At 37.8% G+C, this 17,738-nt stretch carries 17 protein-coding genes; 10 read left to right on the top strand and 7 right to left on the bottom strand.

Going from position 1 to position 17,738, the window contains the following annotated elements; genetic code table 11:
• Nucleotides 1-14 precede the first annotated feature (14 nt).
• From GG9_RS01335 to GG9_RS01365, 7 genes are all read right to left on the bottom strand, one after another.
• The gene (locus GG9_RS01335; RefSeq protein WP_005632481.1) at nucleotides 15-962 is read right to left on the bottom strand and encodes a ribose-phosphate pyrophosphokinase; all 948 of its coding nucleotides are present in this window, start codon (nucleotides 960-962) and stop codon (nucleotides 15-17) included.
• A 1-nt stretch (nucleotide 963) separates the two neighbouring features.
• Nucleotides 964-1,905, bottom strand: coding sequence for a 4-(cytidine 5'-diphospho)-2-C-methyl-D-erythritol kinase (gene ispE, locus GG9_RS01340; RefSeq protein WP_032825168.1), 942 nt, complete (start codon nucleotides 1,903-1,905; stop codon nucleotides 964-966).
• Between the two features lie 11 nt (nucleotides 1,906-1,916).
• A complete protein-coding gene (gene lolB, locus GG9_RS01345) occupies nucleotides 1,917-2,537 on the bottom strand; it encodes a lipoprotein insertase outer membrane protein LolB (RefSeq protein WP_032825167.1) in 621 nt (206 codons plus the stop codon).
• Between the two features lie 64 nt (nucleotides 2,538-2,601).
• On the bottom strand, nucleotides 2,602-3,858 hold the full coding sequence (locus GG9_RS01350; protein ID WP_005632478.1) for a multifunctional CCA addition/repair protein: 1,257 nt from the start codon (nucleotides 3,856-3,858) through the stop codon (nucleotides 2,602-2,604).
• Nucleotides 3,859-3,864: 6 nt separating this feature from the next.
• On the bottom strand, nucleotides 3,865-4,476 hold the full coding sequence (locus GG9_RS01355) for a TIGR04211 family SH3 domain-containing protein (protein ID WP_005632476.1): 612 nt from the start codon (nucleotides 4,474-4,476) through the stop codon (nucleotides 3,865-3,867).
• Between the two features lie 64 nt (nucleotides 4,477-4,540).
• Entirely contained in the window at nucleotides 4,541-5,803 is a 1,263-nt protein-coding gene (locus GG9_RS01360; protein ID WP_005632473.1) for an inorganic phosphate transporter, read from the bottom strand.
• 24 nt (nucleotides 5,804-5,827) lie between these two features.
• Nucleotides 5,828-6,508, bottom strand: a complete 681-nt coding sequence (locus tag GG9_RS01365; protein WP_005632472.1) for a TIGR00153 family protein — start codon at nucleotides 6,506-6,508, stop codon at nucleotides 5,828-5,830.
• Nucleotides 6,509-6,730: 222 nt separating this feature from the next.
• Between GG9_RS01365 and GG9_RS01370 the strand changes: the two genes are divergently transcribed.
• From GG9_RS01370 to GG9_RS01415, 10 genes are all read left to right on the top strand, one after another.
• Complete coding sequence (locus GG9_RS01370) at nucleotides 6,731-7,171, top strand: HvfX family Cu-binding RiPP maturation protein (RefSeq protein WP_005632470.1); 441 nt, start codon at nucleotides 6,731-6,733, stop codon at nucleotides 7,169-7,171.
• A 38-nt stretch (nucleotides 7,172-7,209) separates the two neighbouring features.
• Nucleotides 7,210-7,497, top strand: a complete 288-nt coding sequence (gene hvfA, locus GG9_RS01375) for an oxazolone/thioamide-modified RiPP metallophore HvfA (RefSeq protein ID WP_005632469.1) — start codon at nucleotides 7,210-7,212, stop codon at nucleotides 7,495-7,497.
• Nucleotides 7,498-7,574: 77 nt separating this feature from the next.
• Nucleotides 7,575-8,495: an HvfB family MNIO-type RiPP peptide maturase gene (locus GG9_RS01380; RefSeq protein WP_005632468.1), complete on the top strand. Its 921-nt coding sequence runs from the start codon at nucleotides 7,575-7,577 to the stop codon at nucleotides 8,493-8,495.
• Nucleotides 8,485-9,201: an HvfC family RiPP maturation protein gene (locus tag GG9_RS01385; protein WP_005632467.1), complete on the top strand. Its 717-nt coding sequence runs from the start codon at nucleotides 8,485-8,487 to the stop codon at nucleotides 9,199-9,201. The genes GG9_RS01380 and GG9_RS01385 overlap by 11 nt, the downstream gene beginning before the upstream one ends.
• Before the next feature lie 323 nt (nucleotides 9,202-9,524).
• A complete protein-coding gene (locus GG9_RS01390) occupies nucleotides 9,525-10,571 on the top strand; it encodes a CYTH domain-containing protein (RefSeq protein WP_032825142.1) in 1,047 nt (348 codons plus the stop codon).
• A 344-nt stretch (nucleotides 10,572-10,915) separates the two neighbouring features.
• Nucleotides 10,916-12,292 (top strand): DNA repair protein RadA, encoded by a 1,377-nt coding sequence (gene radA, locus GG9_RS01395; protein WP_005632465.1) that lies wholly within the window; start codon nucleotides 10,916-10,918, stop codon nucleotides 12,290-12,292.
• A 122-nt stretch (nucleotides 12,293-12,414) separates the two neighbouring features.
• Entirely contained in the window at nucleotides 12,415-12,894 is a 480-nt protein-coding gene (gene lrp, locus GG9_RS01400) for a leucine-responsive transcriptional regulator Lrp (RefSeq protein ID WP_005632464.1), read from the top strand.
• A 1-nt stretch (nucleotide 12,895) separates the two neighbouring features.
• Nucleotides 12,896-15,664, top strand: a complete 2,769-nt coding sequence (locus GG9_RS01405) for a DNA translocase FtsK (protein ID WP_005632463.1) — start codon at nucleotides 12,896-12,898, stop codon at nucleotides 15,662-15,664.
• A gap of 17 nt (nucleotides 15,665-15,681) precedes the next feature.
• Nucleotides 15,682-16,299 (top strand): outer membrane lipoprotein periplasmic chaperone LolA, encoded by a 618-nt coding sequence (gene lolA / locus GG9_RS01410; protein WP_005632462.1) that lies wholly within the window; start codon nucleotides 15,682-15,684, stop codon nucleotides 16,297-16,299.
• 60 nt (nucleotides 16,300-16,359) lie between these two features.
• On the top strand, nucleotides 16,360-17,700 hold the full coding sequence (locus GG9_RS01415) for a replication-associated recombination protein A (protein WP_005632461.1): 1,341 nt from the start codon (nucleotides 16,360-16,362) through the stop codon (nucleotides 17,698-17,700).
• Nucleotides 17,701-17,738 lie beyond the last annotated feature (38 nt).

The following is a 17,738-nucleotide window of genomic DNA, read 5'->3' as shown; positions in this document are numbered from 1 at the left end:
ATTGAAATTTTAATTTAGTTAAACATCGCAGAAATAGATTCTTCGTTGCTAATGCGACGAATGGCTTCAGCTAGCATAGAAGAAAGTGTTAATACACGAACTTTACCGATCGCTTGCATTTCTTCTGATAGAGGAATAGTATCGGTAACAACAACTTCATCAATGGCATCGCTGGCTAAGTTTTTGGCTGCTGCACCAGAGAAAACAGCGTGAGTTGCATAAGCAAAAACGCGTTTTGCACCACGTTCTTTTAATGCTTCAGCGGCTTTACAAAGCGTACCGCCAGTATCAATCATATCATCTACCAAAATACAATCACGATCTGCAACATCACCGATAATATGCATTACTTGTGCTACGTTTGCACGAGGGCGACGTTTGTCAATAATAGCCATATCCGTATCGTTTAATAATTTAGCCACAGCGCGAGCACGTACAACACCGCCAATATCTGGAGAAACAACGATAGGGTTTTCAAGATCAGATTTTTTCAAAATATCGTGAATTAAAACTGGAGAACCAAATACATTATCCACTGGAACATCAAAGAAACCTTGGATTTGTTCTGCGTGTAGGTCGCAGGTTAATACACGGTCAATACCAACAGTTGAAAGTAAATCAGCTACAACTTTAGCGGTAATTGGTACACGAGCAGAACGAACACGACGATCTTGGCGAGCATAGCCGAAATAAGGAATCACGGCAGTAATACGACCAGCAGATGCTCGACGTAATGCATCTACCATCACAATCAATTCCATCAAGTTATCATTGGTTGGCGCACAAGTTGATTGGATGATAAATACATCCGCACCACGCACATTTTCATTGATTTGAACTTGAATTTCACCATCGCTGAAACGTGCGACCGTTGCATCGCCTAGTGAAATATATAAACGTTCAGAAATACGTTTTGCAAGTTCAGGTGTTGCATTACCCGCGAAGAGTTTAATGTCAGGCATTTTATAAAACCTCAGGTTTAGATTGTCGATGAGTATAAGTTGATGATAGCTGCTTCAACATTGAGTGCAAGGGAGAAACATTGAGTCCTTTAGCGACGAAGCCAAAAAATTCTTCTGGTTTTTGTCTAAATACCGCTTGCGCTTCTGCTTCATTATCAAATTCAGCAAAAACACATGCTCCCGTTCCTGTTAATCTTGCCGGCGCATATTGTAGCAACCAGTTTAGCGCTTTTTCAACGTTTGAATAATGATTTATCACAACTTTTTCGCAATCGTTTACATAAGGTTCACTCAAAAGTTGTTCTAGAGATTTTTTCGGTGTATTACGTGGTAAATTTGGATCTTGAAATATCACAGCCGTCGATATTGAATCATCGGGTTTTAATACAACAAACCATTTTTCGGTAGGTTCACAATAAGTGATTTTTTCCCCAACACCTTCAGCAAAAGCAGCGTGTCCATGTACAAATATTGGCACATCAGCGCCTAGTGTTAATCCTAATTTTGCCAGTTTATCAATGGATAAATTGGCTTGCCATAAATAATTTAACGCGACCAATGCGGTTGCTGCATTGGATGAACCACCACCAACACCGCCTCCCATTGGAAGAATTTTGTCTAAATGAATATTTGCACCCAATTGAATATTGGCTTTTTCTTGTAAAAGTTTTGCTGCTCGATAAATTAGATTATCTTCCGTTTTTAGATTTGGAATTTCTGGGGTTAAAGTAATTTGATTATCTTCTTCTCGAATACTCATTTCTAACCAATCGCCGAAATCTAAAAATTGGAAAAGTGTTTGTAATTCATGATAGCCGTTTGGCAATTTTCCGTTGATATAAAGAAATAAATTCAGTTTGGCTGGGCTAGGGAAGCGCAATGGCTTCCCATTTGATTGTGTTGTATTTTGACAAAGTGCGGTAGAAAATTGATGTGATTTCATTAATGTATTCATTAGTAAATCCACTCATCCACGCGAATTTTTAGAGTTTGTTTCGTGCTGTCATTTTTTAGCAAAATATTTTCAGGCATCGAATTATTTGAGTGATAAGTGAGATAATCTGCTGTCCATTGAGAACCATCCACATGATAAGTAAATGCGCCAAGTAAATGGTTGGTGCCAACTTGATAATCCGCGTTTATTGCCGGTTGGCCTTTCAGCCAATAAGCTAAATGTTCTAATGGCACATCCATGCCAATGATCTCTTGTAATAGCAGTTTGGCATTGGCTGCAGATTGTTGATTGCCGTTGTTATCGGAAATTGTCATCCCGCTTTGATGCATTTGAATCCAAAGGGTAGATTTACTGATTAAAGAATAGAGTTTAAGCGTATAAGATTTTGGATTTTGGTATTGCCATTCAAAGCGGCTAGAAAAGCGTTCTGTAGGACTGATATAACCAATTTGTCCTTTAGCTTGATAGGATTGAATTTTTTGAATCTTTTGTAGATGCTGTTGCCATGTGGCATCCGTTTTATCGATATATTGCACGTTAACTGGACGTTCAGCATCCATTGTACAGGCAGTTAGTATGCTGGTTACAAAAAGTGCGGTGAGAAATTTAAACGTTTTCATATTATTCATCAAGTTAATAAGCTTGCGTATTTTAAGGATTTAGTTTAATTGAGTAAAGTTACTTTTATTTGTTAATTTTTTGGTAATTCGCTTTTGTTTGTTTAACCGCTAAGATTCTTCGTTTCGTCAATTCATTTCTGATTTCTTGTTTCTCAAATCCATCTGCAATAACTTGCTGTACATCTACTTCATTTGCCGCTTGTAATAATTGATTGATGTAATCTATTTGTGGATAGTCTTTATTTTCAAAACCTGTTCTACCTCGAGTATCAGCTAGACATACTTGTAGAAATTCTTGAAAGCGTTGTGGTTTTCTCCACACATCAAAACGATTAAACAACGTTATGACGGTTTCAGCTCGAAGCTCAAAGGCTTGGTGAATATGCGTGTGAAATTCACAAGTCAGTTCTGCAAGTTCTTGAAAATAACTTGGAACTTTCAAGCGTTTGCACAATGATCTCGTTGGTTTTATGCCAGCTTGTTCATGCCCATAATGATGAGGAATAATATTTTGAGGTGTAAGAGCCTTGCCAAGATCATGACAAATTGCGGCAAAACGGACCGCACTTTTATTTAGGATAGGGTTATTTTCAGTCAAATTAACCGCTTGTTTTAATACCAACATGGTATGAATAAAACTATCCACTTCTGGATGATGTTTTACTGGATTTGGCACACCATAAAGGGCATCGATTTCAGGAAATAAAACGCTTAATGCGCCTGTTTTATGTAAGGTTTCAAAATAAATTTCAGGATTTTTTTCGTTTAAGGCTTTTTCTGTTTCTAGCCAAACGCGTTCCGCCGTGAGATATTGTAATTCTCCCGATTGGGCAAGTTCTGCCATTAGGGATAGAGTTTCCGATGCGATTTTAAAACCGAGGGAATGATAACGGGCTGCAAAGCGTGCTACGCGTAATACTCGTAAAGGGTCTTCTGAAAAAGCGGGAGAAATATGGCGCAAAATTCGATTTTCTAAATCTTGTTTTCCACCATAAGGATCGATAATTTCACCGTCTTCTCTTTGAGCCATCGCGTTAATGGTGAGATCTCGTCGAATTAAATCTTGTTCTAATGTGATTGTTGGGGAGAAATCACAAATAAAGCCAGTGTAACCTGAGCTAGATTTACGTTCCGTTCGGGCAAGCGCATATTCTTCTTTCGTTTTAGGATTGAGAAAAACCGGAAAATCCTTGCCTACTTGTTGATAACCGAGAGAGAGTAGCGTAGCGGGGTCTGCGCCAACTACAATCCAATCACGATCTTTTACGGGTAAACCCAATAATTGATCGCGAACAGCTCCACCAACCAAATAAACTTTCATTCGTGATTATACCCAACCATCACGACGGCGACGTTTTGGTAATACATAAGGAATAAGCAAGCCGAAGAGTAAGCCTACGCCCAATACTGAACCGCCATAAATAAACCATTGGATCGCAATTTCTCGTTTACCTGCATCAAGCATCGCTTCTAAATCACGATTTTTATTTTTGGTCATTTCAAGTTCACGTTTCAATTGTGAATTTTGTTCTAAAAGATCCGCACTTTGTTGCTCAGCTTGTTTGGTTCGACGTTGCATTTCGACGGTACGCTGTTGCCAATCGCCATCTAAACGACTAAGTTTTAAGGTTAATTCTTGAACTTGAGCTTTTAATTTTGGATTTTCTTCTTTACTACTTGGCGTGCTACTTAAGTCTGAATTTAAAATCCAAGCTTCACGATTTTTATTGTCGCGAATGAGTGTGTATTTGCCTTGGCGATCTAATACGTTCACCGCTTCGCCCGCTTGAATTGAACCTGCAATCTTAAATTGTTCACCGGCACCTCGGCGTAAGAAAGTACTTAAATTTTCAGTAACATATTGGGTTTCTGCATAAGCAATGCTTATTGAAGTGCTTAAAAGTAAAGATGAGATTAAGGCTTTATAGATCTTTTTCATTTTTTCCCTTAAACATCACAACAAAAGTGCGGTTAAAATTAACCGCACTTTTTATTGAGATCAATTAATTAAAGATAGTTCTTAGCACATAGAAAATAATAATGGCGAAAAATGCGCCAGCTGGTAATGTGACAATCCAAGAACTAATGATGTTTCGGATAACCGTTAAATTCAGTGCAGCGATACCGCGTGCAAAACCGATACCTAAAATTGCCCCAACAAGAGTTTGTGTTGTTGAGATCGGCAAGCCTGTACCGGATGCAACTACAACGGTCATCGCGGTGGCAAATTGAGCGGCAAAGCCACGGCTTGGCGTTAAATCGGTGATCCCAGATCCAACAGTCGCCATTACTTTTTGTCCCATAGTAATTAAGCCCACAGCAATACCTAATGCACCTAGTGGTAAAATCCACCAAGTTAAGGTTCCGCCTGAAACAATTTTGCCACCTTGTTCTACGATTGATACAACCGCTGAAAGAGGGCCAATTGCATTGGCTACATCATTTGAACCATGAGCAAAAGCCATCGCACAGGCGGTTAATAACATTAAAATACTGAAGACTTTTTCTACTGCACCAAAAGTGCCTTTGTTTGCTGATTGAGTGAAGGTTTTGCTTTTAAAATAGAAGTGGAAAAATAGCATGCCAATAAGGCTGATAACAAGTGAAATAAGTAGCGTTTCTTTACCTGAAAGATTTAAACCAACGTGTTTTAAACCTTTTGTCATGGTTACGATACAAAGCACAAATACAGTAATCGCCATATAATAAGGACCATATTTTTGTGCATTTTTTAGTGGTTGTTCGGTATCGAAAATAAGTTTTTGCGTACTTGCAAAGATTGCATAAGCCAAAATACCCGCGATGACAGGCGTGATGAACCAGCTACCAACAATGCTGCCAATATTTGACCAATCTACTGCGCCAGGACCAATCGTAATACAGGCAAATCCAATAATTGCACCGATGATAGTGTGAGTACCTGAAACTGGCCATCCCATTTTGGTTGCAATAAATAACCAAGCACCCGATGCAAATAAGGTTGAAAGCATACCTAGAGCTAAAATATCTGGCGTATCGACAAATTGCATTGGATCGATTACACCACTTTTAATGGTTTCTGTTACTTCACCACCAGCTAGATAGGCACCAGCTGATTCAAAAATTAACGCAATAATAATTGCTTGTTTGGCTGTTACGGTACCAGATCCTACGGATGTTCCCATTGAGTTTGATACATCATTCGCTCCAATTCCGAATGCCATAAAAAAGCCAAAGGCTGCTGTGATCCACACCAACCAAGAACCATATTGACTAATAATTTCCATAGTTTATTTCCTATGTTTTGTTGATTATGAACGTGCGAGCATTAATTCTATACGCGAGCCAACACGTTGTGCTTGGTCAGCCAAAACGCCAACCCATTCAATAATTTTATATAAGAACATCACATCAATTGGGTTATAACGGCTCTCAATAGTGTAAAGCATTTTACGCAATTTGATTTGCATTTGGTCAGTATCATCTTCAATTGAATCAAGTTCTTGAATCATATCATTAACTAATTTGAGTTCACGACCTTTAAAACCAGTTTCCAAAAGTTGATCCATTTCTTCAATTACTCGATGTGCTTGGTGAATGGCATCTAAACTACGTTTTACGTAATGTAAGAATTCTTCCTGCATTTCTTCAGGAATACCAAATTGACGACCAATCATACGGCCTGCAATATCTTTGGCATAATTGGCAAGTTTATCTTGTTGCGTGACTAATTCTAATAAATCAGTACGATCGATAGGTAAGAATAAACCACGTGGCAATTTCAAACGAATCTCACGTTTCAAGCTATCCGCTTCACGTTCACGCTGAGAGATTTCTAAGCGTTTTTCTTCCGCTTTTTCCCAATTCTTTGAGAAGGTTGTTTCAAAAAAAGGAATTAAAAGATCGCTACATTCAGTGACTTTTTCCGAATGTTTTTGCAATGGTTTTAAAGGCGAATGGGCAAATAATCCGAGAATATTATTCATTGCCATAAGTGATTTACTCCAAATTAAGGGGTTAAAAATTCGTGCGCATATTACCCGATTTTTGTTGATAGTTAAAATTTTTCAAAAAAATTTGTAAGAAAAAAGGTTTATCTTCGACTAACTAAATAACTGGGTAATATTTCCTAGTGTGGTAAGATGAGTAACTCAATACACTTTTCGCTTTAAAAGCGAGAAAATTTAAAAGGTAAAAAAATGAAGGATTGTAAGATGCAAGGTATCGGCAGTGGCGTAAGTTTATTGATTTTACGCCTTTTTCTCGCGTGGGAGTTTTTTGAAGCAGGATTAGAAAAATGGAATGGACAAAATTGGTTCGCTGAAATACAAGATCGTTTTCCTTTTCCATTTAATCTTATTCCAGCCGATATTAATTGGCACGTTGCAATGGGATCAGAATTAATTTTCCCATTCTTGCTGATATTTGGGGTGTTAACACGTTTTAGTGCATTAAGTTTAACGATTTTAATCTCTGTCGCGTGGTATAGCATTCACGCCGATTCAGGTTATAACGTATGTGATAATGGTTATAAATTACCATTAATTTATGTGGTGACTTTATTAATCTTAATTACGCAGGGAGCAGGGAAACTCTCTTTAGACACGCTTATTAAGAAGGTTTATCCAACTAAAAGCTGGTTGAAATTTCTCTAATTATTTATTCAAAATTCAAACTCTAGGAGATTATTCAAATGAAAAAATTAGCAACATTAACAGCATTAGCAAGTGCATTAACGATGGCAGTAGCGACAGCAGCACATGCTGAGTCAAAATCAAGCAGTACAGATAAAGCTGCAACACCTTGTGTGGGTGATAAATGTGTGAAAACAAAAGCTGCAGAAGGTAAATGCGGAGAAGGCAAATGTGGTGCAAACGAAACGAAAGCCGCAGAAGGTAAATGTGGTGAAGGTAAATGCGGTGCGAGCAAACCAAAAGCTGCAGAAGGTAAATGTGGTGAAGGTAAATGCGGTTCTAAATAATCGTATTTAAATCTAGATGCCATACATAACACTGGTGTAAATTTACGCCAGTGTTGTATTAAAAGGAGTAAATAATTATGTTACAAGGTGCAGGATTAGGGTATCGTCGAGATTTAGCAAATGATTTTTTGAATTTATCATCAAATAATGCGATTCAGTTTATGGAAGTTGCTCCAGAAAATTGGGTAAAAATGGGAGGATCTGCTCGTTATAAATTTGATCAGGCAGCGGAAAGATATCCACTTGCGGTACACGGACTATCACTTTCATTAGGTGGGCAAGCTCCACTTGATCGCGAGTTATTAAAAAATACTAAAGCATTAATGACTCAATATAATTCGACATTTTTTTCTGAACATTTGAGTTATTGTGAATGTGAAGGGCATTTATATGATTTATTACCTATGCCATTTACAGAAGAAGCTGTAAAACACGTAGCACAGAGAATCCGCTATGTGCAAGATTTCTTAGGATTACAAATTTCATTAGAAAATACTTCTTATTATTTGCATTCTCCTACTAGCACAATGAATGAAGTGGAATTTTTAAATGCTATCGCACAAGAGGCTGATTGTGGCATTCATTTAGATGTAAATAATATTTATGTTAATGGTGTTAATCACGGATTGCTTGATCCTTATGTCTTTTTAGATCAAGTGGATGTTAAACGTGTTAATTACATTCATATTGCAGGGCACGATGAAGAACATTCTGCGGCACAAGTTGTGGAGGATTTAGAAGGAGAATCATTTAATAAAATAAAAGGGGCATATCGCTATTTACCAGAGTTATTAATTGATACGCACGGTGAGGCAGTAAAAGGTACTGTGTGGGATTTATTAGAATATGCCTATCAACGACTACCCGTCATTCCGCCAACATTATTAGAGCGTGATTTCAATTTCCCTCCATTTGCAGAACTTTATGCTGAAGTTGAACATATTGCACAATTACAGCAAAAATATGCTCAAAAAGAGGTAATTTCCTATGCAGCCTAAACCTTCGCTTATTGAAACACAAAAAGCACTTGCCACAGCCGTTCGATTGGCTCATGCTCAACCTCTAAATGGTTATGCTCCGAATCGCCTCGCGGTTTATGCTCGCTTAGTTCGAAATAACATCTTTGGTTTTATTGACCGCTGTTTTGTTGAAGCACCTAAACACGTTTCTGCTGAGAGTTGGTCTCAGGCAAAAGAAACGTTTGTATTAACAGGAAAATCACATTCGCCTTATTTTCAAGATATTGCAGGAGAATTTCTTTTATTTTGTCAAGAAAAAGAGAGTTTTGACGCCAATATACTGGCATTGATGGATTTTGAAAATACACAATTACTCGCAGAAGTTTCTTTAGCCAAAGTGCCTGAAAAATTTGAGTGGAATAGACATAGCGTAATGCAATTATCTGGTGTAGCTTATTTAAAAAGTTATGACGTGGATTTTTTATCAAGTGACTTTAAACAATTTGATGACACGCCAATTCAAGCTATTATATGGCGTGATAGTGATTTTAGTATTCAGCAACAAATCCTTTCAGAGTTAGATTACTGGTTGTTAAGTTATCTACAAGAACAACCAAATTCATTAGAAAATGTTTTGTCTGCTCTTAATACAATGGTTGAAGACAGTACCTCAATAATCCCATTATTAGAGCAAGTATGGATGAAATGGGTTACATCTGAAGTAATTTACCCCGAACAAAGATAAAATTTTTGAAAATGCTGAGTAAGATGAAAATATTCATATTTTCATCTTACTTGTTTTAATTGACATTTCACAATTATTGCTAATTTAGATTAGTAAATATTCACATTTTAATCTGGCTTTGTTATTTAAAATTATCAATATTATCCGATGAAATTTGTTTATGTTTTTCGGATTATTTTTTTATTTAAAAGCCGCAATATTTTAATCACAATAAATAAAAATTCATTTATAGCTATTTAATATGTAAAGTAAAACACCACAAAAATCTTGATTTATTTCTATTGTATTGTATATTTAACCAGTTAATTTAAGTGGAGAATATTATGTTACAAGAAATTGAATTAAAATTGGCGATTTCGCCACAAATAGGTATTGAATTGCCACAATATCTTGCAAAATTTACGATTTTAGATTATCAAGATTTATTTTTGGGTAATACTTATTATGATTATCCCGATCATTTTCTTGCTAAACAAAAAATAGGATTACGTATTCGTCAAGAAGATCAGGAACTTACATTAACGCTTAAAACTAACGGCGAAGTTGTTGGTGGATTGCATAGTCGTCCAGAATATAATTTACCATTAACCGAAAAAGAAATGCCAACCAATGACCAATTAAGAGAACTTTATCCTTTTGAACAATTACCTAGCTCTACACTACAACCTATTTTCTCCACAGATTTTAACCGCACTTTTTGGTTAGTTGAATTTCAACAATCCAAAATTGAAGTGGCGTTCGATCAAGGTAAAATTATTGCAGGCGAATTTGAGCAACCTATTTGTGAAATAGAGTTTGAATTGAAATCTGGTAATGTGCAGGATCTTTTTGATTTTGTGGAAATTTTGCCTTTCGAAAGAGATATTTATTTTAGTAGCGCAAGTAAAGCGAAGCGGGGTTATTTGCTGGGCTCAAAACAATTTTTGACGGATTGGCTAAATAAATGGCGTGATTTCTTAAAAGAAGAACGAGAAGAAAGTGCGGTAAATTTTTGTGCAAAATTTAATTCCGTGTTGAAAATGGAACAGAAACTTTTGGAAGAAACTTTATCCTTTTCTCCCGCACTTTTTAGCCAAGATTTTATGAAAACAGTAGAGCGAGTCGGGGCATTTTTTAATCTTTATCATTATTATGATGAAAATGGAAAAATCCTAGAAGCGGTGGCAACAGAAAAACAAAAAGAAACGCTCTTACCAGTTTTGTTAGAAAGCAATCAGAAAATTTTTGCTGAAATTCGTGATTTGATTCGTTTTCATAGTGAAACGAAAGACAATGAAAAAACTATTGAAAAATTGACCGCACTTTTGAAAAGTCGAGTTTATTTTGAGCGAATGATCAAATTAATGGAATTATCTTATGACCTAGGGTAGGTATACCCTAGGCTAATCTCAGTGTTACTCCGTTGGGGTAGTTTGATGTTCCCCAAAGGGGAACCATTATAAGCATAATTAACTGAGGGGATTTAATGTAACCTAGGGTAGGTATACCCTAGGCTAATCTCAGTGCTACTCCGTTGGAGTAGTTTGATGTTCCCCAAAGGGGGAACCATTATAAGCATAATTAACTGAGGGGATGTAAAGTGACCTAGGGTAGGTATACCCTAGGCTAATCTCAGTGTTACCCCGTTGGGGTAGTTTGATGTTCCCCAAAGGGGAACCACTATAACTATAATTAACCGTGGGTATACTTACCCACGGCAAATACGGAGAATAAAATGGCTAAAGCCCCGAAAACAGCTTATGTATGTAACGATTGTGGTGCGGAGTTTTCTCGTTGGCAAGGGCAATGCTCGGCTTGTAAAGCGTGGAATACAATCACGGAAGTGCGGTTAATTTCCACAGCGAAATCAAAAAACGATCGTTTTAGTGGTTACGCAGGTGAAACTCAGGCAAAAATTCAAACGCTCTCTGAAATTAGTTTGCAAGAAACACCACGTTTTTCCAGTGGCTTTAATGAATTGGATCGCGTACTGGGTGGCGGGATTGTACCGGGCAGTGCGATTTTAATTGGTGGGCATCCTGGTGCAGGGAAAAGTACCTTGTTATTACAAGTCATGTGTGGTTTAGCGAAAAATATGACCGCACTTTATGTGACGGGAGAGGAATCGTTACAACAGGTTGCGATGCGTGCAAGTCGATTGGGATTGCCAAACGATCAATTAAAAATGTTGTCAGAAACCTCTGTGGAACAGATTTGTAATTTAGCGGATCAATTAAAACCGCAAATTATAGTGGTGGATTCCATTCAAGTGATGCATTTAGCCGATATTCAATCATCGCCAGGGAGTGTAGCTCAAGTGCGTGAATGCGCTTCTTTCCTCACTCGTTATGCGAAAACCCGACAAGTCGCCATTATTATGGTGGGGCATGTAACGAAAGACGGTACCCTTGCTGGGCCGAAAGTGTTAGAGCATGCGATTGACTGTTCATTACTATTAGAAGGCGAAGCCGATTCTCGCTATCGTACTTTGCGTAGCCATAAAAACCGTTTTGGTGCGGTGAATGAATTGGGCGTATTTGGTATGACCGAGCAAGGTTTGCGAGAAGTAAAAAATCCATCGGCGATCTTTTTAAGTCGAGGTGATGAGATTACATCAGGTAGCTCCGTTATGGTACTTTGGGAGGGCACGCGTCCTCTTTTAGTTGAAATTCAAGCCTTAGTGGATCATTCAATGCTAGCGAATCCTCGCCGTGTTGCGGTGGGATTAGAGCAAAATCGCTTAGCACTATTATTGGCGGTGTTACATCGACATGGTGGCTTGCAAATGGCCGATCAAGATGTCTTTGTCAATGTCGTGGGTGGTGTAAAAGTGAGTGAAACAAGTGCGGATTTGGCTTTGTTGCTTGCATTAATTTCTAGTTTTCGTAATCGCCCTTTGCCACAAGATTTAGTGATCTTTGGTGAAGTTGGATTAGCAGGAGAAATTCGCCCTGTGCCAAGTGGGCAAGGGCGTATTAGTGAAGCGGCAAAGCATGGTTTTAAACGTGCTATTGTTCCTTTTGGTAACAAGCCGAAAAGTGCGGTCGAAAATATGCAAGTTTTTACGGTGAAGAAACTTTCCGATGCGTTAGCCGTGTTGGATAATTTCTAAATACTTCCATTAGAGATAATTAATAGCCTCAATGGAAATGAATTATCTAATTCCGTTGTGCTGAAAACGTTAGCAAAATTTGTTAAAATAAACGTACTTTTTATTCAAAGAAAAATAAGAAAATGGAAAAAAAACTGAATAAAGCGCTGGATGCGATTGATATAAAAATTCTTAATGAATTACAACGCAACGGTAAAATTTCTAATATTGATTTGTCAAAAAAAGTAGGGCTTTCACCCACGCCTTGTTTAGAACGTGTTAAACGTTTAGAAAAACAAGGTGTGATTATGGGATATCGCGCATTGTTGAATCCCGAATTATTGGAAGCACCTTTGCTTGTGATCGTGGAAATTACGTTAGTTCGTGGAAAACCTGATATATTTGAGGAATTTAATGCAGCTATTCAAGAGTTGGAAGAAATTCAAGAATGCCATTTAGTATCGGGCGATTTTGATTATTTATTAAAAACTCGCGTTGCTGACATGGCTGAATACAGAAAATTGCTAGGGACGACATTATTGCGTTTACCTGGTGTAAATGACACTCGCACTTATGTTGTGATGGAAGAAGTAAAACAAACCAATTTCCTTGTATTGAAATAATATGATTAAACAAATAACAGAACGATTTACACCAAGACAGTATTTAGCTGAACTTTTACTTGGATTGACCGCACTTTTCGGGCTTTATTTAATTATTGCTTGGTCAAGTTATACTCCGCTTGATAATTCTTGGGCAACGGCTGGTGCGCATGGTGAAACAATTAATAAAGTCGGCGCATTTGGTGCGTGGATTATCGATCTTTCTTTTGTTTTCTTAGGCTATGTCGCCCATGTTATTCCTTTTACGGCTTTTTTTGTACCAATCTATTTATTGAAAACAAAAGCAGTTAAAAATCTTTCCTGTATTCGAATTATTTTACGTAGTTTTGGCTTTACAATGCTGATTATTGGACTTTGCGTAATGAGTATGTTGCTTTTGCAAAGTAATGCCTTTTATTTAAGTGGTGGCGTATTGGGCGGTTCACTTGTTGTAAATTGGCTTTATCCAGCATTAGGTAAATTCGGAGCAGTTTTAATTGGTTTTACATTTGCTTTAATCGGTTTTATTTTTTGCTCTGGCGCCTCATTAATTCGACTGATTGTGGCCTTTTATCATTGGTTGACAATGAAAAATGAGCAGAAAGAACGTGTTGAGCAAGAAAAAACAACGGAAGAATTAGAGCAAATCGTGATTGTAAAATCAGATAGTTCAGAAACAGAAAATCTAGATCAAAATAATCTTAATGTAGAACAAAATAGTGAGATTGAAACTCAAAAATCATCTTTAGAGGCAGAAGAAAACTCAGTTGAGCATCCTTCGCATTTAATTAATATTCATGGTTTAAATCCAGAGGTCTCGATTAAATCAGAATATGAAGTTTCTCCTGAAGAGAGTGTAAAACCTCAGTTTTCTCTTGAGTTTGAATCTGAAGCATTACCTAGCGTGAATTTATCGAGCGACGCGCATGGAAAAACGGTAAGTAAAAATGATTTTGTGCCATTGTGGAATAAACCGATAAAGCCTGCTGTTCAGGATAATGTCTCAATGAATCAAAGTGCAGATGATTTTACTAAGGTTTCCTTGCTTACAAATGATGAAATGCCAACAGTTTCATTAAAACCGACTCATGAATCCTTGACGGAAATGGCGGATAATAATTTTAATGTTCAAGCTGATGAAAAAGTCCGTTTAGGTGATGATGAACTAAAATTTAACGTATCCTTACAGGATGATATGAGGGATGTTCAATTAGATAAAAATCAAGAGGAATCACCTAATTATAAAGGTTATAGCGGTAGCTTGATTCATCCTGCATTCCAACAGCAAACAACTAAACGTGAAAAGCCTAGTACACCGTTACCAAGTTTAGAGTTATTATCAAAACACCCCGCAGTGGAACAAAATATTACGCAAGAAGAAGTTTTGGAAACATCTCAACGTATTGAGCAACAATTACGTAATTTTAATGTGAAAGCGACTGTAAAAGATGTGCTTGTAGGCCCAGTTGTCACTCGCTATGAATTAGAATTACAACCTGGGGTGAAAGCGTCAAAAGTAACGAGTATTGATACTGATTTGGCGCGTGCATTAATGTTCCGCTCAATTCGTGTAGCTGAGGCCATTCCTGGTAAGCCTTATATTGGTATTGAAACACCTAATCTTCACCGTCAAATGGTGCCATTACGTGATGTGTTAGATAGCAGCGAATTCCGTGATACTCATGCCACTTTGCCAATGGCTTTAGGTAAAGATATTAGCGGAAAGGCAGTGATTGTTGATTTAGCGAAAATGCCACATTTGTTGGTAGCCGGCTCAACGGGATCAGGTAAGTCTGTTGGTGTGAATACGATGATTCTAAGTTTACTTTATCGTGTTCAACCAGAAGATGTGAAATTTATTATGATTGATCCTAAAGTCGTCGAACTTTCTGTTTATAATGATATTCCGCATTTACTGACACCAGTTGTAACGGATATGAAAAAAGCCGCTAATGCGTTGCGTTGGTGCGTAGATGAAATGGAACGTCGTTATCAGTTACTTTCAGCTTTACGCGTACGAAACATTGAAGGCTTTAACGAAAAAATAGATGAATATGAAGCAATGGGAATGCCAGTGCCAAATCCAATTTGGCGACCTGGCGATACAATGGATGCAATGCCACCCGCATTGAAAAAATTGAGTTATATTGTGGTTATTGTTGATGAGTTTGCTGATCTAATGATGGTAGCAGGTAAGCAAATCGAAGAACTTATTGCTCGCTTGGCACAAAAAGCCCGAGCCATTGGTATCCATTTAATTTTAGCCACACAACGCCCCTCTGTGGATGTGATTACTGGTTTAATTAAAGCAAATATTCCAAGTCGCATTGCTTTTACCGTTGCAAGTAAAATTGATTCACGCACTATCCTTGATCAAGGTGGCGCAGAAGCCCTTTTAGGGCGTGGAGATATGCTTTATTCGGGACAAGGTTCATCTGATTTAATTCGCGTACACGGAGCCTATATGAGTGATGACGAAGTAATTAATATTGCGGATGATTGGCGAGCACGTGGTAAACCTGATTATATTGATGGAATTTTGGAAAGTGTGGATGATGAAGATAATGTTGAAAAAGGAATATCAAGTGGTGGAGAATTAGATCCGCTCTTTGATGAAGTAATGGATTTTGTTATTAATACTGGTACAACTTCAGTATCTTCTATTCAACGTAAATTCAGCGTAGGTTTTAACCGAGCCGCTCGCATTATGGATCAAATGGAAGAACAAGGGATTGTCAGCCCAATGCAAAATGGTAAGCGTGAGATTTTATCGCGTCGTCCAGAATACTAATTTAAAAGGAAAGTAAAATGAAAAAAACAACTCTAAAATTTACCGCACTTGCATTGCTTGGTTTGAGTAATTTGGCATTGGCTGATGCGGCAAGTGAATTACAAATGCGTTTGGCTAAAGTCGATGTTTTAAGCGCAGAATTTGTGCAAACAGTGACTTCTGGAAGTGGCAAAAATGTTCAACAAGGAAGTGGCAAACTTCAAATTAAACGCCCAAATTTATTCCGCATGGAGACTCAAACCCCTCAAGAAACCCAGATTATTTCTGATGGTAAAACCTTATGGTTCTATGATCCATTTGTGCAACAAGTAACGGCACAATGGGTTAAAGATGCGGTAAGTAACACGCCTTTCGTGTTGCTTACCAGTGATGATAAGACCCATTGGCATCAATATACGGTAACACAACAAGCGGATACTTTTGTGTTAAAACCAACCTTATCAACAAGCAATATTAAGCAATTTGATATTCGCGTTGATGTTAATGGAATATTGAGAAATTTCAGTACGACCGAGAAAGATGGTCAAACCAATCTTTATGTTTTACGTAATATTACTAATCAAACCTTGTCTGATAGCTTGTTCCAATTCAAGCCAGAAAAAGGCGTTGAAGTGGATGATCAACGTAAAAAATAATGAATGATTATTTGAAATAAGGGCGTAGAAATACGCCCTTCAATTTTGTGAGAAATAAACATGTCGAACCTCAATTTTGATTTTGCCGAAAATGATTTTCGTCCACTGGCAGCCAAGATGCGTCCAACGAGTCTAGAGCAGTATTTTGGGCAAACTCATCTTATTGGTGAAGGTAAGCCACTGCGTAAAGCTATTCAAGCTGGGCATATTCATTCTATGATTTTCTGGGGGCCACCAGGTACAGGAAAAACAACGCTCGCAGAAATTATTGCGCAACGTATTAATGCAGAAGTTGAGCGAATTTCTGCGGTGACGAGTGGCATCAAAGAAATTCGTGAAGCCATTGATCGTGCAAAACAAAATTGTCTTGCAGATCGTAAAACCATCTTGTTTGTGGATGAAGTCCATCGTTTTAATAAAAGCCAGCAAGATGCATTTTTACCGCACATTGAAGACGGAACGGTTATTTTCATTGGGGCGACAACAGAAAATCCATCTTTTGAGCTAAATAATGCGTTGCTTTCTCGTGCCCGAGTGTATGTGCTGAAATCACTCACAACGGCTGAAATTGAACAAGTTTTGCAGCAAGCTGTAGAAGATCCTAAACGTGGATTGGGTAAAGAGCGGTTAATTTTAGAAGAGAATTTACTGCAAGTACTTGCCGAATATGTTAATGGGGATGCACGATTAGCTTTGAATTGCCTCGAATTAATGGTGGATATGGCGGATGAAACGGAAAATGGAAAGAAAATTGACCACACTTTATTAAAAGAAGTCTTAGGCGAACGTCAAGCGAGATTTGATAAACAAGGTGATCGTTTCTATGATTTAATTTCTGCGCTACATAAATCTGTTCGCGGTTCTGCACCAGATGCGGCATTGTATTGGTATGCACGAATTTTAACGGCAGGCGGTGATCCTTTATATGTTGCGCGACGATTACTTGCCATTGCTTCAGAAGATGTGGGAAATGCAGATCCTCGAGCTATGCAAGTCGCATTGGCTGCTTGGGATTGCTTTACTAGAGTGGGAGCTTATGAAGGGGAGCGAGCCATTGCCCAAGCCATTATCTATCTTGCGGTAGCGCCAAAAAGTAATGCCGTTTATACCGCATTTAACACTGCGAAACAGCAAGCGAAAGATTTGCCAGATTATGATGTTCCACCACATTTACGCAATGCGCCGACTAATTTAATGAAAGAGCTTGGCTATGGTGCTGAATATCGTTATGCTCATGATGAACCTAACGCTTATGTGGCAGGTGAAAATTATTTCCCGCCTGAATTAAAAGACACTCAATATTATTTTCCGACGAATAGAGGTATGGAAATTCAGATTAAGGAAAAACTAGAACGATTACGTGAGCAAGATAAAAGTGCGGTGAAAAGACGGTATAAATAATCTTTATTTAGGATTTTTTAGAATGGAATGAAAGTGCG

This window comes from Haemophilus haemolyticus M19501 (genome assembly GCF_000222025.1).
In the GTDB taxonomy this organism is placed as follows: Bacteria; Pseudomonadota; Gammaproteobacteria; order Enterobacterales; family Pasteurellaceae; genus Haemophilus; species Haemophilus haemolyticus_G.
Note: the sequence above shows the minus strand (reverse complement) of the source record. Positions and strands in the feature narration are given on the sequence as shown.